22 protein-coding genes and 3 pseudogenes are annotated in these 24,550 nt (G+C 55.8%); 11 read left to right on the top strand and 14 right to left on the bottom strand.

Annotation, left to right across the window (positions count from 1 at the left end; translation table 11 throughout):
• The first annotated feature begins 36 nt into the window (after positions 1-36).
• Together ACWKWX_RS07290 and ACWKWX_RS07295 are read left to right on the top strand one after the other, a co-directional pair.
• Positions 37-795, top strand: coding sequence for a type IV toxin-antitoxin system AbiEi family antitoxin domain-containing protein (locus ACWKWX_RS07290; RefSeq protein ID WP_483827364.1), 759 nt, complete (start codon positions 37-39; stop codon positions 793-795).
• On the top strand, positions 788-1,708 hold the full coding sequence (locus tag ACWKWX_RS07295; RefSeq protein WP_483827365.1) for a nucleotidyl transferase AbiEii/AbiGii toxin family protein: 921 nt from the start codon (positions 788-790) through the stop codon (positions 1,706-1,708). The genes ACWKWX_RS07290 and ACWKWX_RS07295 overlap by 8 nt, the downstream gene beginning before the upstream one ends.
• Positions 1,709-1,746: 38 nt before the next feature.
• Here ACWKWX_RS07295 and ACWKWX_RS07300 read toward each other — a convergent pair whose 3' ends face one another.
• The 3 genes from ACWKWX_RS07300 to ACWKWX_RS07310 form a co-directional block, all read right to left on the bottom strand.
• Positions 1,747-2,157, bottom strand: coding sequence for a PIN domain-containing protein (locus ACWKWX_RS07300; protein WP_483827366.1), 411 nt, complete (start codon positions 2,155-2,157; stop codon positions 1,747-1,749).
• Positions 2,150-2,383: an AbrB/MazE/SpoVT family DNA-binding domain-containing protein gene (locus tag ACWKWX_RS07305; RefSeq protein ID WP_483827367.1), complete on the bottom strand. Its 234-nt coding sequence runs from the start codon at positions 2,381-2,383 to the stop codon at positions 2,150-2,152. Before ACWKWX_RS07305 ends, ACWKWX_RS07300 begins: the two co-directional genes overlap by 8 nt.
• A gap of 96 nt (positions 2,384-2,479) precedes the next feature.
• Positions 2,480-2,728 carry a hypothetical protein gene (locus tag ACWKWX_RS07310; protein ID WP_483827368.1) on the bottom strand — a complete coding sequence of 83 codons (249 nt, stop codon included), beginning with the start codon at positions 2,726-2,728 and terminating at the stop codon, positions 2,480-2,482.
• A gap of 490 nt (positions 2,729-3,218) precedes the next feature.
• On the opposite strand from ACWKWX_RS07310, the gene mobH reads away from it, so the two are divergent.
• Entirely contained in the window at positions 3,219-5,069 is a 1,851-nt protein-coding gene (gene mobH, locus ACWKWX_RS07315; RefSeq protein ID WP_483827369.1) for a MobH family relaxase, read from the top strand.
• 34 nt (positions 5,070-5,103) lie between these two features.
• Here mobH and ACWKWX_RS07320 read toward each other — a convergent pair whose 3' ends face one another.
• The 4 genes and pseudogenes from ACWKWX_RS07320 to ACWKWX_RS07335 form a co-directional block, all read right to left on the bottom strand.
• Positions 5,104-6,342, bottom strand: coding sequence for an MFS transporter (locus ACWKWX_RS07320; protein WP_483827370.1), 1,239 nt, complete (start codon positions 6,340-6,342; stop codon positions 5,104-5,106).
• A 521-nt stretch (positions 6,343-6,863) separates the two neighbouring features.
• On the bottom strand, positions 6,864-7,229 hold the full coding sequence (locus ACWKWX_RS07325) for a cupin domain-containing protein (protein WP_483827371.1): 366 nt from the start codon (positions 7,227-7,229) through the stop codon (positions 6,864-6,866).
• Between the two features lie 115 nt (positions 7,230-7,344).
• On the bottom strand, positions 7,345-9,207 hold the full coding sequence (locus ACWKWX_RS07330) for a thiamine pyrophosphate-binding protein (protein ID WP_483827372.1): 1,863 nt from the start codon (positions 9,205-9,207) through the stop codon (positions 7,345-7,347).
• 28 nt (positions 9,208-9,235) lie between these two features.
• Positions 9,236-10,039, bottom strand: a pseudogene (locus ACWKWX_RS07335) (IS5 family transposase).
• A 358-nt stretch (positions 10,040-10,397) separates the two neighbouring features.
• On the opposite strand from ACWKWX_RS07335, the gene ACWKWX_RS07340 reads away from it, so the two are divergent.
• Both ACWKWX_RS07340 and ACWKWX_RS07345 read left to right on the top strand, forming a co-directional pair.
• The gene (locus ACWKWX_RS07340; protein WP_483827373.1) at positions 10,398-11,315 is read left to right on the top strand and encodes a LysR family transcriptional regulator; all 918 of its coding nucleotides are present in this window, start codon (positions 10,398-10,400) and stop codon (positions 11,313-11,315) included.
• 182 nt (positions 11,316-11,497) lie between these two features.
• Positions 11,498-12,250: an MFS transporter gene (locus ACWKWX_RS07345; protein ID WP_483827374.1), complete on the top strand. Its 753-nt coding sequence runs from the start codon at positions 11,498-11,500 to the stop codon at positions 12,248-12,250.
• Between the two features lie 368 nt (positions 12,251-12,618).
• On the opposite strand, the gene ACWKWX_RS07350 is transcribed toward ACWKWX_RS07345, so the two are convergent.
• Positions 12,619-13,818, bottom strand: coding sequence for an MFS transporter (locus tag ACWKWX_RS07350; RefSeq protein ID WP_483827375.1), 1,200 nt, complete (start codon positions 13,816-13,818; stop codon positions 12,619-12,621).
• A gap of 3 nt (positions 13,819-13,821) precedes the next feature.
• The gene (locus tag ACWKWX_RS07355; protein ID WP_483827376.1) at positions 13,822-14,526 is read right to left on the bottom strand and encodes a type 1 glutamine amidotransferase domain-containing protein; all 705 of its coding nucleotides are present in this window, start codon (positions 14,524-14,526) and stop codon (positions 13,822-13,824) included.
• Positions 14,527-14,688: 162 nt separating this feature from the next.
• On the opposite strand from ACWKWX_RS07355, the gene ACWKWX_RS07360 reads away from it, so the two are divergent.
• On the top strand, positions 14,689-15,594 hold the full coding sequence (locus tag ACWKWX_RS07360) for a LysR family transcriptional regulator (RefSeq protein ID WP_483827377.1): 906 nt from the start codon (positions 14,689-14,691) through the stop codon (positions 15,592-15,594).
• A 101-nt stretch (positions 15,595-15,695) separates the two neighbouring features.
• Here the strand turns inward: ACWKWX_RS07360 and ACWKWX_RS07365 are convergent, their stop codons facing one another.
• Positions 15,696-16,967: a methyl-accepting chemotaxis protein gene (locus tag ACWKWX_RS07365; RefSeq protein ID WP_483827439.1), complete on the bottom strand. Its 1,272-nt coding sequence runs from the start codon at positions 16,965-16,967 to the stop codon at positions 15,696-15,698.
• Positions 16,944-17,273, bottom strand: a pseudogene (locus ACWKWX_RS07370) (PAS domain-containing protein); the annotation flags it as partial. The gene ACWKWX_RS07365 and the pseudogene ACWKWX_RS07370, both read right to left, overlap by 24 nt.
• 753 nt (positions 17,274-18,026) lie before the next feature.
• On the opposite strand from ACWKWX_RS07370, the gene ACWKWX_RS07375 reads away from it, so the two are divergent.
• The gene (locus tag ACWKWX_RS07375) at positions 18,027-18,209 is read left to right on the top strand and encodes an Hha/YmoA family nucleoid-associated regulatory protein (RefSeq protein WP_483827378.1); all 183 of its coding nucleotides are present in this window, start codon (positions 18,027-18,029) and stop codon (positions 18,207-18,209) included.
• A 46-nt stretch (positions 18,210-18,255) separates the two neighbouring features.
• Here the strand turns inward: ACWKWX_RS07375 and ACWKWX_RS07380 are convergent, their stop codons facing one another.
• The gene (locus tag ACWKWX_RS07380) at positions 18,256-18,582 is read right to left on the bottom strand and encodes a helix-turn-helix domain-containing protein (RefSeq protein ID WP_483827379.1); all 327 of its coding nucleotides are present in this window, start codon (positions 18,580-18,582) and stop codon (positions 18,256-18,258) included.
• Between the two features lie 106 nt (positions 18,583-18,688).
• Between ACWKWX_RS07380 and ACWKWX_RS07385 the strand changes: the two genes are divergently transcribed.
• Together ACWKWX_RS07385 and ACWKWX_RS07390 are read left to right on the top strand one after the other, a co-directional pair.
• Positions 18,689-19,339: a LysR family substrate-binding domain-containing protein gene (locus ACWKWX_RS07385; protein WP_483827380.1), complete on the top strand. Its 651-nt coding sequence runs from the start codon at positions 18,689-18,691 to the stop codon at positions 19,337-19,339.
• Between the two features lie 135 nt (positions 19,340-19,474).
• A pseudogene (locus ACWKWX_RS07390) lies at positions 19,475-19,931 on the top strand (transposase); the annotation flags it as partial.
• A gap of 358 nt (positions 19,932-20,289) precedes the next feature.
• On the opposite strand, the gene ACWKWX_RS07395 reads toward ACWKWX_RS07390, so the two are convergent.
• Complete coding sequence (locus ACWKWX_RS07395) at positions 20,290-21,186, bottom strand: SDR family oxidoreductase (protein ID WP_483827381.1); 897 nt, start codon at positions 21,184-21,186, stop codon at positions 20,290-20,292.
• 113 nt (positions 21,187-21,299) lie between these two features.
• Here ACWKWX_RS07395 and ACWKWX_RS07400 point away from each other — a divergent pair, with 113 nt between their 5' ends.
• Together ACWKWX_RS07400 and ACWKWX_RS07405 are read left to right on the top strand one after the other, a co-directional pair.
• Positions 21,300-22,280, top strand: coding sequence for an AraC family transcriptional regulator (locus ACWKWX_RS07400; RefSeq protein WP_483827382.1), 981 nt, complete (start codon positions 21,300-21,302; stop codon positions 22,278-22,280).
• Positions 22,281-22,342: 62 nt separating this feature from the next.
• The gene (locus ACWKWX_RS07405) at positions 22,343-23,248 is read left to right on the top strand and encodes an NAD(P)H-binding protein (protein ID WP_483827383.1); all 906 of its coding nucleotides are present in this window, start codon (positions 22,343-22,345) and stop codon (positions 23,246-23,248) included.
• 241 nt (positions 23,249-23,489) lie between these two features.
• Here ACWKWX_RS07405 and ACWKWX_RS07410 read toward each other — a convergent pair whose 3' ends face one another.
• Positions 23,490-24,173, bottom strand: coding sequence for an SDR family NAD(P)-dependent oxidoreductase (locus ACWKWX_RS07410; protein WP_483827384.1), 684 nt, complete (start codon positions 24,171-24,173; stop codon positions 23,490-23,492).
• Between the last annotated feature and the right edge of the window lie 377 nt (positions 24,174-24,550).

A 24,550-nucleotide genomic window follows, 5' to 3' on the forward strand; every position in this document is an offset into this window, starting at 1 on the left:
CTTCGCATTGATTGAATTATGTGATATTTTTATATTATGATTGGAAAAATACGTCATCAGGTAATCAAGCGACTGCAAGCCGATTTGCCACGGGGAGCGCCGTTCGACCTTTCCACCCTGGAGCAGTTCGGGGTGTCGCCGCAGCTTGCCGCCCGATACGCCGAGAGCGGCTGGCTCGTGCGGCTGGGTCAGGGCGTCTATGCCTTTCCAAACGATGAGTTCGGCGTCCACAGGGCAGTCATGTTCCTCCAGCGCCGCGTGCCCGGCCTGCATGTCGGCGGCAGAAGCGCCCTGGCCGTACAGGGGGTCCGGCACAACCTGGGCAACCGGGAAACATTGGTTCTGTGGGGAGATAACCGCTACACATTGCCCGAGTGGTTCTCATCACGATTTCCAGCCCGCTATGTCAACGCCCACCTGTTCGACTGGCCGGAAACCGCACTGGCCGAGAAGACACTTTCCACCCCACCAGGCCTGCCTGAAGGGTTGCGGGTGTCCGTTCCGGAACGCGCCATCCTGGAATTGCTGTACGAGGTCGGCGTAAAGCAAAGCCTGGAGGAAGCCCGCAATCTCTTCGACGGATTGCGCTCCCCTCGCAAGGAACTTCTGGGACAACTCCTGTCCTGCTGCACCAGCGTGAAAGCTGTCCGGCTATTCCTGACCTGGGCGCGCGAGACGAACGTCGCGGATATCGACACTCTTCTGACACAACACCCGATCCGCACCGGTAGCAACAAGCGCTGGATGAGCCGGCTCGATGACGGAACAATACTGAGCCTGAAACCCCATGGATAAAGTTTACGCGGACACCGTTCGCCTTCTGCTCACCGTCGCACCCGACGTCTTCGCCAACGACATCTTTGCCATGAAAGGCGGCACCGCGATCAATCTTTTCGTGCAGGACATGCCGCGCCTGTCCGTCGATATCGATGTGGTGTATCTACCGTGGGCGATTCCCCGCGATGAAGCCCTGCAGGCGATCAATCTGGAACTGGCAGCGATTGGCGAGCGCCTGGCTCCACTGGGCGTGCAGACACGTCTTATCCGGAGCAAGGATCTCGGCGATACCAAGGTGATCGTCGAAAACGAATCCAGCCAGGTAAAGGTCGAAGTCAATGTCGTGTTCCGCGGCACGGTGCTTCCTGTCGAGCGAAGGCAGGTGAGCGCCAGAACGGGAGAACTGTTCGGTGTCGAGCTGGAGGCGCCAATCCTCGCCCCTGACGAACTCTATGCCGGTAAACTTGTTGCCGCCCTGGATCGCCAGCATCCACGGGACCTGTTCGATGTATGGCAACTTTACGAGACCGGAGGCCTCACAGAGGGCATGGTCGAGTGCTTCGTCATCTATCTGGCGGGCCATAACCGGCCAACCCACGAAGTGCTGTTCGGCAACGACAAGGACATCAGCGCCGAGTACGAACGAGCCTTTGTCGGCATGACCGAAGTCCCGTGTACGCTGGAGACGCTACTCGACGCCCGCTCTCGACTTCGCAGAGAACTGCCGACCAGACTGAGCGAAGCACACAAGCTGTTTCTGGCAAGCCTTGCGTTCGCGCAACCCGACTGGTCGCTGCTGCAATGTCAGCATGCTGCCGAACTGCCTGCCTTGCGCTGGAAACTCAGCAACCTGGAAACCTTCCGCAAGCGTCGTCCTGCTGATTTTGAAGCCCAGGCCAACACACTTCAGGCCGGCTTGAGCCAAACCTGATGACAGGGACCGAACGCTTCAACCTCTTTGGAGGTCAATCATTTCACTACGAACGGATTTCTGATGGTCAAGCTGTCTTCCAGTATCTGCCCGTGGTTCATGTCCTCGCTGTAGAGCGTGCTGCAATTGGCTGATGCTGCGGCCGCCACGATGCAGGCGTCGTAGAACGACAGGCGATGCTGTTCGGCCACCCATCGGGCCTGATCGTGAATCGTCTCCGTGAGCGGAACGACCCGGCAAAAGCTGCGCACCAGTTCCAGAAATTGGGCGATCTCTTCCCAGCTCATTTGAAGCTTGCGCAAGCACACGTTCGTCACTTCGTTGAGCACCTGCACGCTGATGACCGGGGAAGCCTTCAGCAACGCCTCCGCGTTGTCGGCCTTGTCGGCATCGCTCGACAGAAGGTAAAGCACCACATTGCTGTCGAGGAAGTGCCTGAACTTAGCCACGGGCGTTGGCTTCGTCACGGCTGAAGCGGAAATCTGCCGGCAGCTTGCCGCGGAAAGCGCGCAGTCGCTCCAGCAAGACATCGGCGCCGGGTTTCTTGCGAACCGCGAACGTGCGCGGATCATCCACGATGATCTCGATATCGTCCCCTTCACGCAACTCCAGCGCTTCCACCAGCGTGGCCGGGAGACGAACGGCGAGACTGTTTCCCCATTTTGCGACTTGCATACTGAACCTCCTTCATAGATATACATTTTAATTGTATATCCAGCGGTCAAAAATGCAAGACCCTGCCAGGTATCGCCGCTCCAACGAAGTCGAACATTAGTGCTGCGTTGCAGGCATCAAATCGCCAGCCACATCGAAATCGATACGCTTCAGCTTCTCCAGCAAATCATAAAATTCACGCTCACCGCCCAGAATACGAGTGAACACCGCACACTGGCAGATGAGAGAGTCGAGCAACAGACGCTGGTCCAGCGCAGTGTCGCATTCGGCTACGCCTGACAGGATAAGCGAGTACGCACGCTGCGCATGAATGCTGGTTTTCTTGTTGCTGTCTGAGTGATCCATGCCGTCCCCTCCATGGCTTTAATCCTCGCGCCATTCGGAATGGAATCCGACAGATGGCGGCGACCCGCAGGGGTGAGAAACCGGCTGATACCAGACCGACCAGACGCATGCGTCTGCCCTACGGATCGCCATAACGCGACCCGCTGGTATCAATTCGGGTTCTCACACCCGGCGCCGATGAGCGGCGCACAGCAAGGATTGCACATCGCAATTTGCTGGATCAATCAAAAGATTAGCTTTTTCCGATAGATAACTCTGTCACAACCCCGTTGCCTCAGCGAGGAATGCACGAGCCTAACTATTAACGCAGGACGACAAAGGGACTCCTCCAGTACCGCATTCTTGCTCGCTGGCACTGGCCCACAGGGCTATATCAAAAGGCTTCGGCAAGGGCAAAAGGTCGGCAAGGGGCAAGGGAATGGGGCCCAAGGGGAATGGGCCTACCTGAAAAGGAAAAGGCTATCCTGTGACCGCAATTTCAGGTGCTTACATGTTCGCGCTGTTCCAACGAAAACGACCCGTGCAGGCCGCCACCGTAGCGCCAGCTACTGCAACAAAAGGCAAAGGGCTGACGCGGCCGGAGTCGGCCGCGTCTCTGCTGGCGACATCTCGGCGACAGAAGTTGCTGGAACACATCTGGCAACGCACATCACTTTCACGCACGCAATTCGCTGCGCTGTACCTCGCTCCACTGGAACGCTACGCCGAGCTGGTCCAGCAGTTCCCAGCATCGGAATCGCATCATCATGCCTATCCCGGGGGGCTGCTCGATCACGGGCTTGAGATCGTCGCTTATGCGCTTAAGCTACGTCAGTCCCACCTTCTTCCGGCGGGAACGACACCCGAGGACCAGGCCGCACAAGCCGAAGCCTGGACGGCTGCAACGGCCTATGCCGCGCTGCTCCATGATATTGGCAAGATCGCCGTCGATCTGCATGTCGAGATGAGCGATGGCAGCGTGTGGCACCCCTGGCACGGGCCGTTGCAGCATCCGTACCGCTTCCGCTACCGCAAGGACCGCGAATACCGCCTGCACAGCGCATCGAGCGGCTTGCTCTACAACCGATTGCTCGATCGCGACATCCTCGACTGGCTCAGTGGCTACCGTGAACTATGGGCAGCACTGCTTTACGTGCTGGCCGGACAGTACGAGCACGCCGGCGTGCTGGGCGAGCTGGTCACGCAAGCCGACCGCGCCTCAGTCGCCCAGGAGCTGGGCGGCGATCCCGCCAAGGCAATGGCCGCGCCGAAGCACGCTTTGCAGCGCAAATTGCTGGAGGGGCTTCGCTATCTGCTCAAGGAGGAACTGAAGCTGAACCAGCCGCAGGCATCGGATGGCTGGCTGACACAGGATGCCTTGTGGCTCGTATCCAAGACGGTATCGGACAAACTGCGCGCACATTTGCTGTCGCAGGGCATCGAGGGCATTCCGGCCAACAACACGGCCGTATTCAACATCCTGCAGGACCACGGCATGCTCCAGGCCACACCTGACGACAAAGCCATCTGGAAAGCGGTCGTCACCAGCGAGGCAGGCTGGACACACACGTTCACGCTGCTTCGGCTCGCACCGGCGCTGATATGGGAAGGCAGCGAGCGTCCGCCGGCGTTTCAGGGAACTGTGGAAGTGGTGCAGGACGACACCGCTACAGCGGATGCATCCCCCGCTTCACCAAACGCTGCGGAGCAGCCTTTGCCGTCAGCCGGCATGGCATCCACTTCAGCGCTCTCCGCTCCTGCACCTGGCACGCAAGCGGCCAGCGGGGATGGCGTCGATGCCTTGCTCGATCTGCTCGGAACACCGGACATCGAGATGCCGTCGACCACAGCATCTCCGAACGAACCAATCGAGACAGGAATCGGGCAGGATCAGGAGCCTGAGCTGCCGACGCCTGCTGCTCCCCCAGCCACCGCGGTGAAAAACGAAACTCAGGCGCTTCCATCCGGCGAACACTTTATCGCCTGGCTGCGTCGGCACATTAGCACCCGCAAGCTGATTATCAACGACGCCAAAGCCCTGGTGCATACAGTCGCCGATACCGTTTACCTGGTCAGCCCTGGGGTGTTCCAGCGCTACGCGCAGGAGCACCCGGCAACGGCGGTTCTGGCAAAGCAGGAACAATTGGCTGACTGGCAGTGGGTACAGAAGCGCTTCGAGAAATTGCAGTTGCATCGTAAACAGGACAGCGGTCTCAACATCTGGACTTGCGAAGTCACCGGGCCGCGGAAATCACGCCGGCTGCATGGCTACCTTTTGATTGACCCTGGGGCATTGTTCGATGAAGTCCCCATGAACAATCCCTATCTGAGGGTGATGCATGCACCCGCGACGACAGCGTAGCGTAAAGGACATTCTCCTGTTAGCAAAAATCAGCCTAGCTTTCGAAATGGGCTCCCTTGATCATGACACCAAGAATCACACAGGAAGCCGCGCTGACATAAAACAATAAATCGACAGCCAATTGCAGACTTTGATAGTCGATCACAATGCCCAATAGTACAGGAACCCAGTTGGCCGCATAAGCTATTATATAGAACAAAGAGACCAACCTAGCATGGCTCTCTTTAGGGGAGATTATGTTCACCAGCGTTGCGCTTCCGACAAATATGGCGCCATATGCATATCCCGCCACAATCATTCCAATGCTGGCAATGATCACAGACTTTGATTCAATGGCGACATAGAACATCAACAGGGAGAAAATCTGAGCCACACATCCCGCAAATAAGGATTTTTTGGCATCTATGCGACGGCTGATGATCTGACTAATACCAGCAATGATGAGATAAATAGCAATAACGTACCCAAACATCCCTCGATAATGAATCCCCAACAATAACTCAGATACATTTGGGCCAATGGAGAATAAGCTCGCAGCGACCGACCAACATGTAAATAAGGACATAGCACACAAGAAGAAATTGAATCTTGTAAAATCGCGGTCTATTTTCAGACCACCTATTTCCGAAGAAGGTGTCACCTGGACCGCAGAGACTTCCTGTATTGCGGCATGATTATCCTCTGGCCATGTCATAATCACCCCCAGCACGGACAGGAACGTAACAACCATAATGAAAATAAACGGAAACGAAGTCGCATGAAAACTGGTCTGCAATGCCACGCCACTTATAATGGGCCCCAGAGCCAAGCCAGTCGTAAATGATAGCGTGGCAATAAGCGCTGCAGATTTCCCCTTATCCTTCGGACCAAATTTCACTAAAGCGATGTTGGCAGCGCCGGTTAATGCGCCTGTTCCGATGCCGGCTAGTAACCTGGCAAAAAACAACATCACGAATGAATTGGCTATTGCAAATAAAACCGCACCAACAAAAACCACCAGCAACGCGGGAACAATCATGTAGCGTAAGTCGCTGACCTTATTTGCCATGTTGCCAATGCAAAGGAGTGAAATAAGGACCCCTCCGGCATATGCCCCATATATGATCGTCAAACTTACAGAAGTGAGACCAAACTCATGCTGATACAAAGGATAAAGAGGTGTCGGCGCAGTGCTGTTCAGTAATGCGGCCATCAGTGCCATCGCAATAAATAATAAAATTGAAAAATGACTGCTGTTGACCTGATTTTTCTTCATTGAAAGAATATATGACATTTATCTCTCCAAACCGCTTTCTATGACGCCATCGCATATTAATGATTGAGTATTTTCACTATACCGCAATGAATTAACCGAGGTAACGAATAGAAATGCATCGGACTGAAGCAATATTTCATCACTGATGGGCCGATGCTGAACATGGTAAGCCGGATTCTGCTGGCGTGGCTTACACGAAGGACGTCTGCCTTGTCCCGTTAACGGGACTTCGACAGCATTGAGCGCACACAAAAGAGGCGGGTGACGCGCTACGAGAATTCCCTCAGCGAGGAGCTGATTGTCGATGCTGTGCCAAGTGTCCCTATACTGCTGACAATTCAGGACGTACCTGCCCGAAGAGCAGCCGCGCGCGGTAAAGCCGCGGCAACAGGCACGATGGTAAGCGTGGCAATCATAGCCACAGCACATTGACCAGGAACAACGATCGCCCCCGAACCACCAGACTAAGTAGGCAACGGGAGCCACCCCGAGTTGAAAGTGAAGCTACAGAACTAAATAATAAAATACTTTCAGAAGTCTCAATATATACTCAAAGGCGTATTTCCAGTACAGGCAAAGAATACCAACATTTCAGCCCCTTTGCTGCCTGATATTCCTTTGTGCTTAATGTTGACAGTATCGGCAAACAATTCACCTCGTCTAAAAGTTCGTTGTCTTCCTGATTTTCGAATCGTTAGGCTGATACTTCCCTCTTCCATATAGACGGCGCTTATACAAGGATGGCTATGCCATTTCAATGTTTGATTTGGCTTGACGCTTACTCTCAGCACAGTAATTTTGGGTCGTCCTCTAGGATATTGTTGATATGCGGTTCTTTCCCAAGAGCCATCCGATTGAAGTAAAATCGTTTTAAGGATGTTTTTATGCTCCATGTCACCAGCCATGGCTGGCTTCACAAGAAAAAATGATAACAATAACACTGAAATTATCCTAATCATCTAAGAAACCTAAATTATTAATTGAAGGCTATTCGCACCAAATAAAAATTAACTTTACATTTCAAGCGTCCATCGTACGTCCATCGCATTGAACGACGCTTTCGTTGTAATAACGGTTCGGAGGCGTGTCGTTACCGATGATGATCTCGACCAAAAATGGCCCATCATGCCTTCGGGCACGAACAAAAACACCATCCATTTCGGCAATGGATGAAACCCTTTCCGCCTCCACGCCTAAACTATTGGCGAACTTGACCCAGTCGTGACTAGGCAGCCGAATATATTCCGCTGAAACACCATGACCTTTCAAAGTATCTATCAGCATTGCGCCATGAGCACTGTTATTCATGACGACAAAAATGACTTTAACACCATATCGAACTGCTGTTTGAATCTCGACCCCATGCATGAGCATGCAACCATCACCAGTAACCACCAGGCACTCGTGATTGGGGGCCGCCAGCTTGATCCCTATGCCTGCACAAATGGCCCATCCCATCGGAGCGAGTGAACTCGATGTATGATAATCGCCGCAACCGTTCGATTGCCAATAATGAGCCATGAAGATTCGATGGGCACCGGAATCAACAACAACATTGGTATTTAAAGGCATAAGGCGGCGCAGGTGACGTACGACATCTCCAGGAGATAAGCTGACAGTCTTCTTCGGGTCATTTCGCTCCACAATCAAGGGCAGCTTTTTCAACTCCTCAACCCAGGCCGCGCGATGACTTCGAGCCGCTGACAATTTAGCACTCTTTTCATCCACCTCGTTGATCATATATTGCAGCGATTCATTCAAGCTGGAGAAAATTTGAATATCTGGCTGGTAATGCAAGCAAGGTTTATCAAATTCTTCATCTATGACGATCAACGTTTTATGGCCGTGTAATCTTGGTGTCCAATTCAGACTATCCCTTTGACTCAAGTCACAGCCAACAACCACAAGTACATCGACATCATTGCTGTTTAAGGTTTCAATGGCGCGCGCATGCCCAGCAAAACCATATAAACCTAAAAAAAGCGGATGGGACTCTGGGAAAGACCCCTTTCCAGCCAATGTGGTAGTCACGGGCAAATGATATTTTTCTGCAATACGACGAAGTAATGATGAACCTTCGTGATTATTAACACGACATCCAGAGAGAATTACTACGTTCGATTTATTTAGGATATAATCTTTCAATATCTTATCAAGCGCTGTTTGGTCGATTGGAGAGTCATGACGTTCCAACATCTCTATCGGTCTGAGGTGTGGAATCACGGTGGCCTTTCTTTTCTGAATATCCACAGGCAAACTCAAGTAGGCTCGACCTTTCCTTTTGTAATTTAGGTTCCTGAAAATCTGTCGCAATTCATACTGAAGTGTAGAATCATTTTTTATTTCCACGGCTGAACTTAATAACGGCCTGACGATGTTTAATTCACCCAATCCACTATTACTGCCATCCTGAAATGCGCCCTGAGCTTCATGGAGTGTTGAAATGCCACCAACTATATACAAGACAGGCGTCCTATCAGCCTGTGCTGCGGCCATGGCTGGTATCAAATTCATTGTCCCTGGCCCAGAGATTGCAAGGCATACCCCGAACTGACGACTGACGCGAGAATATCCATCAGCCATGAAACCGCTGGCTGTTTCATGCGCACAGACAATGGTTCTGATTGCCGTGCGATCTATCGCATTGATAAAGGGATAAATGAGCTTTCCGGGAACCAAAAAGATATGTGTAACGCCTTGCCGTAATATTGTCCCCACCACTTCTTCGGCATTGTTTAGCTCATTATTTGCTTCCCCGGAATAAATTATTGATTCATCGTCTTTTCGTTCGTTGTCCAAAATGTCTAATAACGTTGAACCTTTTACGTTTTTCTTCATGGTTTTTTCCAAAACTAAATAATAGATTTGAATAATCTCATTCATATGAATGACCACTTTCTTCTTAGAGCCACTAACAAAACTCTGGAAGTCGCCGCGCACAGATGACGCAACATGCCAAGGACAGCAACACCAGGTGGATGTCGGTCCGGCGTTCGAAGCGGGACCGCAGTTTTCCCATGCCGGGAAACGAGGCATGTGTGCGCTCAACCACCCAGCGATACCGGCCCAGCCGATCGTTAGCTCCACGCCCTTGCGGGCAATACGTGGTGTGATCCCTCGTTGCTTCAGGTGGTCCCGGCACCGATCAATGTCGTAGGCCTTGTCCGCATGCAGCTTGTCCGGCCAGCGTCGTGGCCGCCCTGGCTTGCCGGCGATCGGCGGCAACGCATCGACCAGTTCCTCGAACACGACCGAGTCGTGCCGGTTGGCCCCGGTCGCGCAAAACACCAGGGGAACGCCGTGTCGGTCCGTAATCAAGTGCCGCTTGCTGCCCAGTTTGCCGCGGTCGGTCGGGTTCGGCCCGGTGCAAGGCCCCCGGGGGAGGCCACGCTGGCCGCGTCCAGGCTTGCCCGACTGAAGTCGGGCTTGTCGGACCGGCGTAGTTCGGTCACCAGCACCTGGTGCAGGCGATGCCATACCCCGGAGGCCTGCCAGTCACGCAACCGGCGCCAGCAGGTCATGCCGCTGCCGCAGCCCAGTTCCTGCGGCAGATCCTCCCAAGCGATGCCGGTACGCAGCACGTACACGATGCCGTTGAGCGCGCTTTAGTCGTCTACTCGCGGTCTGCTACCCTTCGCTGAAGGGGGGGGGCTTCCGGGATCAAGGGCTTGATGCGATCCCACAGCGTTTTGTTGATTTCGGTGCGATGGGCCATGCTCCGCACAGTGCGGGCTCAGCAGCCAAGTTCAAAAGGCTTTTGTTAGCCGCTCTTAGAACCCGCCGGCCCTGGCAGAGCAATGCATCCCATGAAAAGATCGCAAACAGGTTCTTATGTAAGATTGTTAATCTTGCTACAAGATGTCTCAAGTTATGTCTTTATATAATCATAAAACTAGCACGCGCCTGAAGATTTAAAAATGCAGCAGAGTGATGCATTTTCGCATCACTCTGCGTTGCCCACGTGTTGTAAACATGCTATGTTTTTTGGTGGTTGTACTAATGTTCAGCAAGTATAAATAAAGGAAGTAACAAATGTCCTGCAATACACAAGAATTCGGGAAAGGTGATTTTCAGTGAACTGGGACGATGCCCGGTTTTTCCTCGCTTTGGCACGCTGCGGTACTTTGCGTAAAGCCGCGATGGAGTTGCATGTAGATCAAGCGACAGTCGGCAGGCGCATACTCGCACTTGAAGAATCGCTAAACTCCAAGCTTTTTATTCGCACACCGAAGCACTACTCGCTTAGCGCGCTGGGGGAAGAGTTGCTGTCTGATGCCATTGATATTGAAAATGTAATCCGCACAATCAATCGAAAGGCGTCGAAAGGTGATGGCAGTCCGTCTGGTAATGTCAGCATTGCGACGACGGACACGATGGCCGAAACATTTGTAATTCCTGCTTTGAAAACTCTACGAGCGCAGTACCCCGACATCACCATTACGCTATTAACGGCTGTGGACATATCAGATATTTCTTACCGTAGCGCAGACATGGCAATTCGTGGTGCACGTCCGGAAGAAGAAACTTTGATCATCAAACGGTTGGCAACAATCGAAATGGGGCTCTATGCGGCACAGGAATATATAGAGCGAAAAGGGATGCCCACCAAAGATACCAAGTTAAAAGATCACGATCTTCTGATGTTTCCACGTGATTTGGTACCGCGTCATTGGAGTGATTTCTGCGGCGAAAAGATCAACCCTCCCAATGTGGTCCTGCAATCAAACTCACAGATGCTTCTTCGCTCGGCAGCTCGAAATGGCTTGGGAATAGGCTTACTTTCATCGTTTATTGCTGATCAAGACCCTGAGCTTCTTCGCATATTCCCGGAAAATAAAGACTGGATCGATATATGGCTTGTCTTACACCCCGACCTAAAAAAATCAGCCAAAATCAGAGCCGTGATTGAAGTGATCGAAAATGCGTTTGCCGCATATGCGCAACTGGCAGACACGCAGCCTTCCGCCGCTTGTTCAAAAGCCCTCGATTAACGCCGAACCGTCGCGCGATCTCCGAAATGTTCACACCGCGCTCGGCACATTCTGAAAGGAACTGGTCTTTCTCTTCCGGCAACCAGTCCCGTCGTAGCCGTTCGCCCGTGATCACTTCTGCCCGGCGGTAACTCTCCAGGTGCCTGGCTTCAAGCCTGGCTCCGAGCATAGGACTGTCGTTCTTGTCGTCCATCAAAATCGCGGGCGGCCTGGCGCAGACGATGGTGCATCCGATCCTGCCGGTGTTCGGCACCGAATTGGTTGTCCTCGGCAGCGCGCTGATCGTTGCCTGCCTGTTGCCCTTGCGGCGTTCGTTGCGATCCAGCGACCAGCCTTTGCGGCTTCTCCTGCCCACGGTGCCCACCGCCAACTGGCGGCATCTGGCCTGCGGCATCGCTACCTTCGGGCCGGGCATCACGGCAACCTCGTTCGTGCTGGCACTGGGACCATCGCGGCTGCTCGACGTGCGCAGTCCCATGATCGCCGGCGGCATGGCGTGCGCCATGTTCCTGACCGCCACGGGCGTGCAGTTCGCGGTGCGCCACTGGCCGATACGCTCGATCTTCCTGGGCAGCACCACGGCCACGGTACTGGCGATGGCGAGCCTAGGCCTCGCCGTGCATTCCTCGCTGGCTCCCATGCTGGTGGCGGCCGCGTTGCTGGCTGGTGCCGGACAGGGCCTGGGCCAATTAGGCGGCCTTACATTGATTGGTCTGCATGTTCCTGATGAGCGACGTGCTGAGGCCAATGCGGTACTGAATATCGGTGGCTACATCCCCGCGGGCCTGCTTCCGGTCGCGGCGGGCTTCTTGATCGACCGGCTCGGATTGGCAGGTGGTGCCACATTGTTCTCCGTCGTGCTGAGCCTAGTGGCAATTTTTGGCGGGTTGTTCGCCTTCAAAGCGCTAGCGCGGTCGGTAGATGGGAGAGAATGAAAAATGGAACTTCGGCATCCGCGACTTACTGGCTGTTGCCGAACGGATCTTCTTCCCAAGAAATGGTTCCAAGATGTGTGAGGATACGGTCGGTCGAGTTACTCCCAATCGTGCAGCGGCCCGTGATATTAAATCCGCTCTGTACACATCACCGAAACTTCGTATCTGAAATTATTCAATGGAGATAATCACCAGAAATATAAAAATAAATTATATGTTGGCTGAGAATTTTTAAAGATCCGTTGTATTGATTTGAATGAAATAACAATACGATGATACCGCACGCCGACATGAATCGATGCAAAAACAGGGAAGCCAGCGGTAAATCATACCGCTGGCTTCCAGGAATGCTATGTATGATATTGAAATCAGTCTGAGGAAGCCCCTTGGGCCGTTCTGTGTCTGGAATCAGCCATTTGTATCATCATCCAGAGTATGCCCAGGATAACGACAGCCGCGCCCACCCATGCAGTGCTCACAAGGCCGATAATCTCCAGGGTAACGCCGCCCAAAATCGAACCCAGGGCGATACCACCATTGAACCCGGCGATATTCAGACCAGCCGCCACTGCAGGCGCCTGTGGTGCGTAGTCATGAGACAGCCCGATCACCCGAGCCTGCAGTGCCGGGACTGCGGCATAGGTCAGCGCACCCAGCAAACCAATCAGAATTGCCATCAGCGCAAGCGAAGATGCCGATACCCACATTGCAAGCAACACCAGGGCCAGTCCAACCAATACCACCATCACCGCATGGTCTGCACCTTTGCGGTCGGTTAGGCGGCCACCCCAAATGTTGCCGATAGCCGCCATGACGCCATAGCCGAGCATAAGCAAGCTGCTGGTGCTTTCGGTAACCTGCGTGACCTGCAGGAGGATCGGTGAAATGTAGGTGTACAGCGCGAACGAACCGGCATACGCCAGAACAGTGATACCGGCGCCTGCCAACAGGCGCGGATTGAACATCGCCTTGAGTCCATCCATCGCGTTGGCCTGGGCCGAGGCGTCGTCGTGGTCGGTCGGCATCAAGATGAGCAACCCCAGGAAACCGATCGCACCACTGGCTGCCACCGCCATGAAAATCACTTGCCAGTTCAGGAGACTGCCAAGGTACGTTCCCAGCGGCACCCCAAGAGCCAGGGCGAGGGTCAACCCGCCGAATACCACAGCGACAGCAGCTCCTGCGCGATTGCGCCCAACCAGTTGAGTGGCAACACTGGACGCGACCGCAAGGAATACGCCATGGCCGAGTCCCGAAGCGAAGCGTGCCACCAACATCGGCATCAATGCGTCTGAGAGGCTCACCACCGCATTGCCAACGGTGAACAATCCCATGGCCACCAACAGCAGACGCTTACGAGGCCAGCGAGTTGCGAGAGCGGTCAGCCCTGGCGCACCGATCACCGCTCCCAGCGCATAGGCCGTCACCGCCGTTCCCACCTGACTGACGCTGGTGTGCAAATCCGCGGAAATGTTGGACACCAGGCCGATGGTGACAAACTCGGTGAAACCCAGTGCGAAGGCGCAGAGCGCGAAAACGTAGATAACAAAGGGCATACGCTCGTTCATGACTCACGCCCGCCCATCAGCACCGGATGCCAACAGAGGCAGCATCGCTTCGGCTACTCCTTTTGCCGACGCAGGATTCTGTCCAGTCACAAGCCTCTCGCTCACGACGACCTGAGACTCAAAGTTTGCTACCGGCAGATGGCTTGCCCCTCGGTCCCGGAGAACGTCGGCCAGTAAGAATGGCACGGTGTCGTACAAGCCGACTGCACGCTCCTCATCGTTGGTGAAGGCCGAAACCTCCTTGCCGGCGACTAAATAGCGACCATCAGAGAGCTTGATGTTCACCAATCCGGCCGGCCCGTGGCAAACCGCCGATACCACGCCACCATGCTCATAAATTCGTGCCGCGATGGCTGCCAGTTCAGCATTGTCGGGGAAGTCCCACATCGTCGCGTGACCGCCGGCATAGAAGATGGCGGCATAAACGTCGGGATCGATCTGGGTCGGTGCCAACGTGTTTTCTGTAGCGCCGCGGAGCGTCGCGTCATTCCAGAATTCAGCATTGATCGGATCATCCAGGTTCAGCCCATCGACATGGGTCTTGCCACCCTTTGGGCTTACGAAATCGACGGTAAAACCCGCCTCCACGAGAACTTTGTATGGATGGCTCACCTCCGACAGATAGAAGCCGCTGGGTGCGGCATCAGGTGCGCCTGCGAGACCTTTCCTGTCATGACTGGTCAACACAAAGAGTATGCGCTGTGACATTTCCTGGCTCCTTTGAAGATTTGAAAGTGCATATGGAATCCGCCCGCAGCTTTTAGACCGCACGGCTGGATGAGCATGTTCGGCAGTCATTCTGGATGATTTACTTTAACCTTCAAAGCGCCTAAAATTGACAAACACTTTCCCCAATAAGGCCCAAATCAATTGCGCAACGATGATCTTGCCGTCTTTCTGCATGTGGTTGACCGTCACAGCTTTTCAGCTGCGGCAAGGGATCTACAGATCGCGCCCAAAGCTGTCAGCAAGCAGATCGCCAGGCTGGAGAGTGCTCTCGGAACTACCTTGTTTGAACGGAACACCCGTAACTTACGTATCACCGACGAAGGGCGTGCCATCGCCGAAAGAGCGCGCGTAGCCCTGTCGGTCCTCGATGAAGTGAAAGAACTCGCAAGAGGCGGAAGTCAGGAACTGACTGGCAACATACGTCTGACCGCTCCAGCCCCGTTTGGGCGCAAGTTTGTTGCGCCTGCGATCACTGACTTTTGCCGACTACATCCCAGGGTCGGATTTGATCTGCGCCTCTCCGATCAGGTTCAGGATCTCTATAGCGGCGACCTGGATCTGGCGATACGCATGGGTGAACTGGCCGATTCAAGGCTTCTTGCTCGCAGGGTGGCGGAGAACCGGCGCATCCTCGTGGCCTCGCCGACCTTCATTGAAGCATATGGGAACCCCGCACGGCCGGAGGAACTGGAGCACCACAACTGCCTGGTGTTTGCCTATCCAGGATTGCTGCAAAACACATGGCCGCTTCAAAAGGGACGACGCGAGAAGTCCGTGCTGATCGGAGGCACGCTCTGCAGCGATAACGGGGACGTTCTGCATGAATGGTGCCTTGCCGGACTGGGAATCTCACTGCGTGAAACGTGGGACGTTCACGAAGAGCTACGCAACGGCCAGCTAGTGCGCATACTGCCCGAATGGGAGGGTGTAGCATCGAAAATCAGCCTTGTGCGAGCACGCAGGGAGCCCGTGCCGCACCGACTGACTGCATTCAGCGAATTCCTGCTCGAACGATGGCGGCAGGCGCCATGGGATGAAAGAGCATAAGACAAGGGAAATAACCCCATCTGCCCGTGCGAACGGTAGATTGCTCGACAACGTACCGGCGAACAATTGCTACAGCTCAGGACAATGATCCGTGACACCAGCTACCGACTCATGTTCGCATTGAAGTGGCTGGCTAGCACATTCAGGTTGTCAATTTGCCAACCTAATCGGTCAGCTTCATGCTTGGCTGCGCCGCTGGCCTTGACCGCTTCCATCGCGCTGTCTCGCAGCACGGTCATTTGCTTCCCGGTCTGCTCGCTGATGCTGGACTGTTCGATCATCGACGTATCGACATGTCCAGCCAGTTCATTGATGCGGTTCACAGATTCCAGAATCACACCGAATGCACGATCCGTCTCCCCGGCGAGACCAACGGTCCGCTGCGACACTTCGACCCCGTTCTCAATGGCTGCTACGCACGCTTGTGTATCTTCTTCGAGGCCCAGGATAATTTCACGAATATCCCGCGTTGATTGTTGGGTACGCTGTGCCAGATTTCGTACCTCGTCGGCCACCACGGCGAAACCGCGTCCCGCTTCACCAGCGCGTGCGGCTTCTATGGCTGCATTCAGGGCCAGAAGGTTGATCTGGTCAGCGACGGCAGTGATCACATCGACTACCTTGCCGATGTCTGTATTGCGCTCAGCCAGTGCCGATACCGTGGCCCGGGTGTCCTCCAGGGAGAGTGCGAGTTGATTGATCGACCCAACCATATGCTCCAATTGTTCCCGACCTTGTACCGTTGCGTCGCGCGAAGCGTTTGAGGCATCCGCCGTGCGCGCCGATGCCTCCGCGACATGGGTCTGGCTATCGAGCATCCTGGTCATGGCACTGGATATCTCCTCGACATGCTTGCCTTGCCCCTCGATCGCCTGGTTCGACTGATCGATGAAATCGTCGCTGCGTCTCTTGGATCGCTCAAGGTAGTGGCAGGTGTTTTCAAGGCGGGCAATAACCGCACTCATTTCGGACATCCGCGTGAGTTGCGCGTGCTGTATGCCACCAAACTCGTCTCTGCGGCCGCTGTACAGATAGGACATTGCCGGACTGCCGATAGCCTGCCGCGCTTCCTTCACCAAACGTCTGAAAGGCCGCATCAACACCAACTGCGTCCCGATCGCCAGCGCGGTAATCAAGCCGGCGACAAAGGCCATCGACAAATCCTGTCGACTGATCGCCAGGCCAGTCAACAGCAGCGCCGGCAGCCCGGCAACCAGCATTTGCTTCGAGCCCCAGGACAATCTGATCCAGTCTCTCAGGGGAGGCCGCTGACCCGATCGCCAGCGACGATACTCGTGCTCGGCGCGGGCCTTGGCCCCGGCATCGGGCAAGGTCCGTACCGACTGATACTCGATGACCTCGCCATCCCTCATGATGGGCGTGACATAGGCGTCCACCCAGTAGTAGTCGCCATTCTTGCAGCGATTCTTGACCAATCCCTTCCATGACCGGCCGGACTTGATGGTCTGCCACATATCGGCAAAAGCGGCAGCCGGCATATCGGGGTGGCGGATGATGTTGTGATGCTGCCCGACCAGCTCATTTCTGGTGAAGCCTGAGACACTCACGAAGTCGTCATTGACGAAAGTGATATCTCCCTGCAGGTCGGTGGTCGTGATCAGCCGCACGTCACTCGAATAGGTGACCTCACGGTCGGTTACTGGCTGGTTGTTCCGCATGCATCGGCCCCATGAACACCCGAGGCTGGCCTCGAAGGGCGCCGCACTGGATGTCCAGAAAAAAGAGTTCAAGAACGGGCGAACCGAACAACGGAACCGCCCAATTTCATCGCCAAAATGCGCCGAGTGACCGCTGCGTGGAGTGACACTGGCAGGCAGTTACCGCTGTAGAGCGGCCGGTACGGGATGGTTGGCAACGATGTGCGGGCCACTACGCGCGGCCTCTTGTCATTGTTCGTGGTGATCCTGCTGTCGGCATACGGATCGCCAATTGAGTTGCGGCGAAATTTACCTGTTTTTTGGTGCGTTAATCAAGCTCGGGATGGAGTACGCCCTTCCGCATCCCGTAGGAGAAACCAGCCAAATGCGCATCCATTGATCACCTTCTTCGAGCATCACCGAGCAAGGGAGCAGGTCTCCGAGCTGGATCGCCTCCAGCGCACCTTCTGGAACATTCCCATATCCGAGTAATGAAGGTGCGTGCCTACGTCGAGGCGTGGCTCCTACCTATGTCGCCAGTTTAACGATCACATGCCATCAAGGCCGCAGAAATTGAACCTCAGGAATTTTCTGGCCACTCTTCAATAAGTCGTTGTGAATATTTATCCGAAAACATACTCTCTGAGTACACTTTAATAACAATTGCCATCAACGAAAATCCAGAAGACAACACCAACCGAGAAAAAGCTGTTTTTTCTCAAACTCTCGATGCGGACAAAATAAAAACAATCGATGATAAGAAAAAAATATCTGATGAAATTCAGAAAATGCCAGACCTTGCATACCTTGGAGCAGGTCTACAGCCATATGAAGGACCGTATTCCGTCCTCTGAACTGGGTGAATTTGAAGGGGCATGCGACCATCGCCGCGCGGAAATCACCCACGGTCAACTATGGGACAAAGTACCTGCATCAGCCTGGAAGAACGTCGAATAGATGAGACGACGCCTTCTGTCAGGAGAAGCGCACGAGATGGCGAGCATCAAACCCGACCGTCATGGTCCCCGCTCACCATGACACCTGCTCGAACAAGCTTCAGGCATTTCTCCGTCTCTTCCATAAGGAAAGCCGCGCTGCATTCCAGCGCATCTGCAACATTCAGGATGACCGCGAGCGTGGGCATGTGCTCACCCCGCTCGATCCGGCCCATGTGAGCTCGCTCAACTCCGGCCAAGTTAGCCAGTGCTTCCTGTGCCGTTCCACGCTCCGTCCTCAACGCCTTTACCGCCATGCCAAAAGCCTTGGCCGGCTCCTCCTCAAAACGTTTACTGCCTGTAGGCCGGCCTCGCCTCATCTCACGCTTTTGCATCTACAAAAGCGTGAGATAAGAGCACAAATTAAACCACGTTTAATTAAACGCGAACTGCTATTATCTGGCATTGTTTACTGCATCCTTCTTGACAGGAGAGCCAGCCATGCACAGCCAGCACGCCCCTGAATCCGTACGGATCGCCGTCTCCTTTGGAGCCTTCAACGCTACGCTGACGGCACTGTTGGCAAAGCAGCGCGCAGAGGAGCCCGGCACCGCGATATGTCTCACGGAGGCTTCGTTTTCCGAGCAGGTTCGGGGGGTGAAGGAAGGCCGTTACGATCTTGGGTTTGCCGTCGCACCGCCCGCTGAAGCCGGGCTGCAAAGCGAGGTGCTGTGGCATGATGAGATTGCCGTGGCGGTTCCCGCGCTCTCACCGCTACTGGAGTTTGCGGAAATTACACTGAAGAAGGCCGTGCAGTATCCCGTGGTGCTTTGGTCAGCAGAGCACTGTGAACCCCTTAGCGGTCAGGTCATGCAATTGTTGAACTCGGTATCGTCGAAACTCAACGTGGCTAATCACGCGAAGTCGTTCGAGCTGATGGCCGTTCTGGTCGCTGCGGGCTACGGAATCGGCTTCGCGGGAAAGTCACGCATCGATACCGCGCGAAAGCTAGGCATCGTTATGCGACCCCTGGCGGGGTCGCATAACGATCTGAGCACGTATCTGCTGCGCGCTCACAACGCACCGTCTTCGTTCACCGAACGACTGATCCAGCGAGCACGCAAGCTCAACCAGTCTGTGTTACCCGATTGACAGCCGCAAGATCCCATACAACGCCCCCCTCGAATAGCAGCCAGCATCGCGCTGGAGATGCGGGCGATGCTGCTGCAGGTGTCCTACAGCATCCGTTCGGAATGGCAGTTGATGGAGCAGGTGCAGTACAACCTGCTGTACCGCAAGGGCAACACGGCCAGCGAACTGCGCTACCTCGGGCACACGCTGAGCGATAACCTGCACGGACTGATTGATAATGGGCGGGCGCGCTGATGGCTACGCCGAACGAGAGGAGGCCAAGGCGATGCCCTGCAAGCGGCCGATCTGGAAGCGGAGGTGACGGCAGGTGCAGACAAGGGTACGACGCGGCCGAGCTCATTGAGGCGCTGCAAGAGATGGGCGTGACACCGCACGTGGCGCAGAACACGTCAGAGCGTCGCTCTGCGGTTGCGGACGAGATCGCGGCCAGCGATGGCTACACAGTTTCACAACGCAAGCGCAAGCTGATCGAGCTGGGGTTCGGCTAGGCCAAGCTGATCGGCAACGTCCGACAAGTGATGGTGCGCGGGCTGGAAAGGTGGATCAGATGTTCGTGTTGAACATGGCGGCCGACAACCTGGTGCGGATGTGAACCTTGGGACAGGTGTGTCTGCAATCGGGGGAAATGGCATGAACGGGCCTCTGGAGAGGCAGATACGGCGCTGTGCAAGCACTGGAATGCCGAATTCAGACGAACGATCAACATCCACGCTACTTGCTCACGCTGTCGCCAAAGACGGCTTTGTGGTACTCGATATTTCAGTAGCCTGCTAAGCGTTGCAAACAGAGTCATTCCTTCACGCCTCATCTCGAACTAAGAAAGCATAACTTTGGGCGGTGCTCGCACCTGTGCCTTGTCGTTGGCCTGGCCGCAAAAATCAAACAGCACAGGCTTCCCAGTTGTTTCGTAACTGCGCACAGTTCGGATGTGCCGACGACAAGTGTTCCAGTCACCTTGTTTTCCTGTTTGGCGAGTGACTGGCGTTCGCGCTTTGAGCCAGTGCTCTTTTCAAGGCATCGGCCAGCGATGTGGTGGGGTGTCCGGTCAGCGCGCTGATCTGACGACGATCATCGAACAGACCGCCCCTGGAAGCACCGACGTCGGAATCAGCCAGTATTTGCGCATACCCTTCCGGCAAGCCGGCAGCCGTGAGCGCAGTGGCAAACTCGGTCTGCGGCAAATCCTGGTAATGTAGGTGGGCACCGCTCTGACGATTCACTTCAGCCACCAATTCGGAGAGGGTGTAGGCCGTATCCCCGGCCAGTTCGAACACGGCATTGCCCTTAACCGGGCGGGTCAGCACGGCCGCAGCCGCAGCCGCATAGTCCTTACGGGTGGCAGAGGCGATGCGCCCTTCGCCGGCCGAGCCGATAAAGGCACCCGCCTGCAACGCAGCCGGCACACTCAGCAAGTAGTTCTCCGTATACCAGCCATTGCGCAACAAGACGTAGGGCAAACCAGAGGCCAGGATCAATGCTTCGGTCTGACGGTGTTCCTGGGCCAGCAGCAGCGGGGAACGGTCAGCGTGCAGGATGCTCGTGTAGAGGAGTTGTTCAATGCCTTCGGCGCGAGCGGCCTCGATCACGGCGCGATGCTGGGTGGTGCGCTGGCCGACCTCGCTGGACGAAATCAGCAACACGCGCCGCGCACCGGCGATGGCCGTGCGCAGGGTGTCCGGACGGGCGTAATCGGCTTCGCGCACGATCACCCCCTGATCGGCCAGATCGCCGGCCTTATCGGGACTGCGCACGGCGGCCACGATGCCGCCAGCGGGTACGCCCAGGCTCAATAGTTGTTCGATAACAAGACGGCCGAGCTGGCCGGTGGCACCGGTAATGACGACCATGGTCGAGCTTCGTTCTGGTAGCGAAGGAATGAAATATAATCCCGTTGATCTGAACTTATAATGCCATTAGATTCACAAATCATGTCCATACGTTCAGTTTTGGATCATAATTCATGTCAACCGACCTTTTGACCGACTTACTGCGGCACAACGGCTGGTCTTCACGCAAGCTCGCATTGAGTTTCATGCAGCCAGACCTGGCGCTGCAGTTTCCCTGCGAACGAAGCGTTGGCATCCACGTCGTGCTGCGCGGGCCTGTGTACCTGCACGCCAGCTGTCAAGCGTCGTCATTGGCCCTGGCGCGTGGCGATATCGTGGTGATGGCACGGGGCACTTCCCACGTCATCAGTTTGTCGGCAGAGTTGGCCGGACAGCATCAGATCTATCTGGATATTCGCGAGGCGACGGAACTCCCCTCTCCCGAGCAGTCCGCACATGTGCTCAGTGGGGTCTATCAGTTCTGGCACACGCCGCTGCACCAGTTTTTCGCCGAGATGCCCCCATGGTACGTGCTGCGCGCGGAGGACATGCCACGCCTGAGCCCGTTGACCATGGCCTGCGGGATGCTGGCCCAGGAACTACGCAACAGCGAGCCCGGCCGCGGGATCGTCATCAATGGCTTGCTGGACGTGGTGTTCGCTTACGTAATGCGGGAGGTGGTTACCCGCCAGGCGATCGAGCAACCCGGCTGGTGCCAGGGCGCAAGCGATCCGCAGATTGGCAAAGTGATGGCGCTGATGCAGAAAGAGATGGCCAGTGCCTGGACACTTGATGGACTGGCAAAGCGGGCAGGTTTGTCACGCACGGCATTGGCCGAACGCTTCCGCATCGCTACGGGGGATACCCCACTCAATTACCTCCGTACTTTGAGGATGCAACATGCGATGCAGTTGCTGGCCGGATCCCGGCAATCGCTGGAAGTTGTTGCTGCTGCCGTCGGTTATCAGGATGCCTTCGGGTTTTCCAAAGTATTCAAGCGCACAACCGGCATGTCGCCCCGCGCGTTTCGTCAACAGGATGCCGCTGAACGTGCGTCGCCGGGCAGATTCCGTCCTGACTGGACAGTCGACTGCGACCCTGGCCAGGACCGGTAGCTTTCTCGCAACTCGCCAGGCAAGAGTGAACCGAAGCAAAAACCAAAAGGGGAAATCTGAAAATGATGAGCAATACTGGTAAGGATGTTCATGAGCAACCTGCTAAAGGGGGTCCGCGCATTGCGATCGCCGGTGCAAGCGGTCGTGTCGGCGCTGCGCTGGTTTCAAGCCTGCTCAGTGATCCGGTGGACATCGTGGCGCTGACCCGGAATCCGGATGCCGGGCGTGTGCCACCTGACGTGCCTTTGGCAACGGTCAATTTCGAAAAGCCATCGTCGTTGCTGGATGCGCTGCGCGGTACGGACAAGCTGTTCCTGGCGCATGGCACTTCTGCGCAGCAGGTCGTCAACGAGATTGCCCTGATAGATGCGGCAGTCGCCGCCGGGGTCGCCCACATCGTCAAGCTGTCCGTGATGGGCCCCGCATCGAAGCTACACCCCTTCGACTGGCACATGGAGATAGAGGCGCACCTTGCTCGCCAGGACATCGGCTACACCCTCCTGCGCCCATCTTCCTTCGTCGATATTTTGGCGCGTGCTGGAGCACCGGTTGCTCAGGGAACCTGGGGTGGCGCTGCCGGAAACGGGCGCGTCAATCTGATCGACACGCGCGATGTCGCTGATGCAGCGCGCGTCGCACTACTTGATGCGGCTCATACCGGCTCCCAGCGAGCCTACCATCTGACGGGCCCGTCCACGGTCAGCATGGAGGACGTTGCCGGGGAACTCTCACGGCTTCTGGGCAAAACCATAACTTACCAGCATCGCACCCCGGATGAGCAGCGCGAAGTGTTGATCGGTTCGGGTTCCAGTGATTTAGTGGCTGACCTTCTGCTCGGGATCGACCGTTTGTTCAGGGAATCCGTCCTTGCCGAAACGACAGCGACTTTTGCCGAGCTGACCGGCAAGGCGCCGCGGTCGGTCGCGGCATGGCTGAGCGAGAACATCTCGGCTTTTCAAAAGCGCTGATTTCCAGGCGTTCAGAAGTCCGACAAGAGGCATCCTTAAGGATATTCTCCGGGACCGGCTGGTCCGGTCCCGGAGAATATCAAGGGCGGCTGCCCGTTCGTTCCCGAACGACAATCGAAGGCCCGCGTAGCCCGCCAAACGTGGTACCCGACCCCTTGCAGGGCGTCGGTCACGCTGGGCGGCTCGTCGCAACTTGGTATCGGCGCCCTTTGATGACTGCGCGCATGGAGCGAGATCAACATCAGGCCGTAGCGGATGGCCCACTGTAGATGACCTCCGTGTCGGTGACGGTGCCTTCGTGCATCTTCACGAACTCGGCCGCGATCACGTCAGGATCAAGGGCGCTTCCCCGTGCCGTTGGGCCGTCTACCGTGAGGAGGCCGACACGCACGCCGCTCCCGGCAAGATCCTCGGCCAAAGTCAGGGCCAACGAGCGCATCGCAGACTTGCCGGCGCTTAACGTGCCGAAGCCGTTGCCCATCGGATGGAGCGGCATCGAATTCCCGGTAAAGAGCAACGAGCCTTCCCCTGCCGCCACCAGCGCGGGTGCGAAGTGATAGGCCAGATGCTGCGCCGCAGCAGCGTTCACCAGCAGGCTTCGCGCGAATCCCGCCGGGGAGACTCTGTGTGTCGGCCCCGCCGGCTGAGACGTGAATGCGTTGAACAACACGACACTCGGGTCGCCCCCCGCCCACCTGCGGATCTCGGGTACGACGGCGTCAATCGATTCGCCGTCTCCGCCATCGGCCACAAACCCCTTCGCGGTCGCCCCGGCTGCCTCGAACTGCGCGACAACCCGCTCAAGCTTCGAGCTGGTCCGGGCGACGAGCGCAAGCCGGTAGCCCAGTGCCGCGAACTCGCGGGCGGCAGCTATGCCGATGCCGGGGCCCACGCCAAAGATGACGGCGGTTTTGCTGAGTGACATGGAAATGACCTCCTTTGCTTTGATCTTTTTCGAAACGGACACATATGGAGCGACACCACCATCAGCGTTCGGCTGGCATTCGTCGGACTGGACGGTGGACTTTCAAATAATCCAGACGCCCTCCTGCGCGCAAATCCAGTTTGGATGCGATCCTCTGCGCTGTGTGTGGTGGAAACCAACTGCCCAGAAGCTCTTTGTTCAAATGCGCCAGAAATAGCCTCTCGGGCGGGACGGGAAACACCCGCCCAGTCACGAGATCAGAATTCATTATCTTCCCGTTCACGCGTGGCGGGTTGCGGAACGTCGCCTCCGTGGCAGCCACATCCCGGCGGTTCCAAGAGCTCTGATATTCGAGCGCTCAGAAGCCCGACCAGAGG

This window comes from Pseudomonas imperatae, assembly GCF_057128625.1.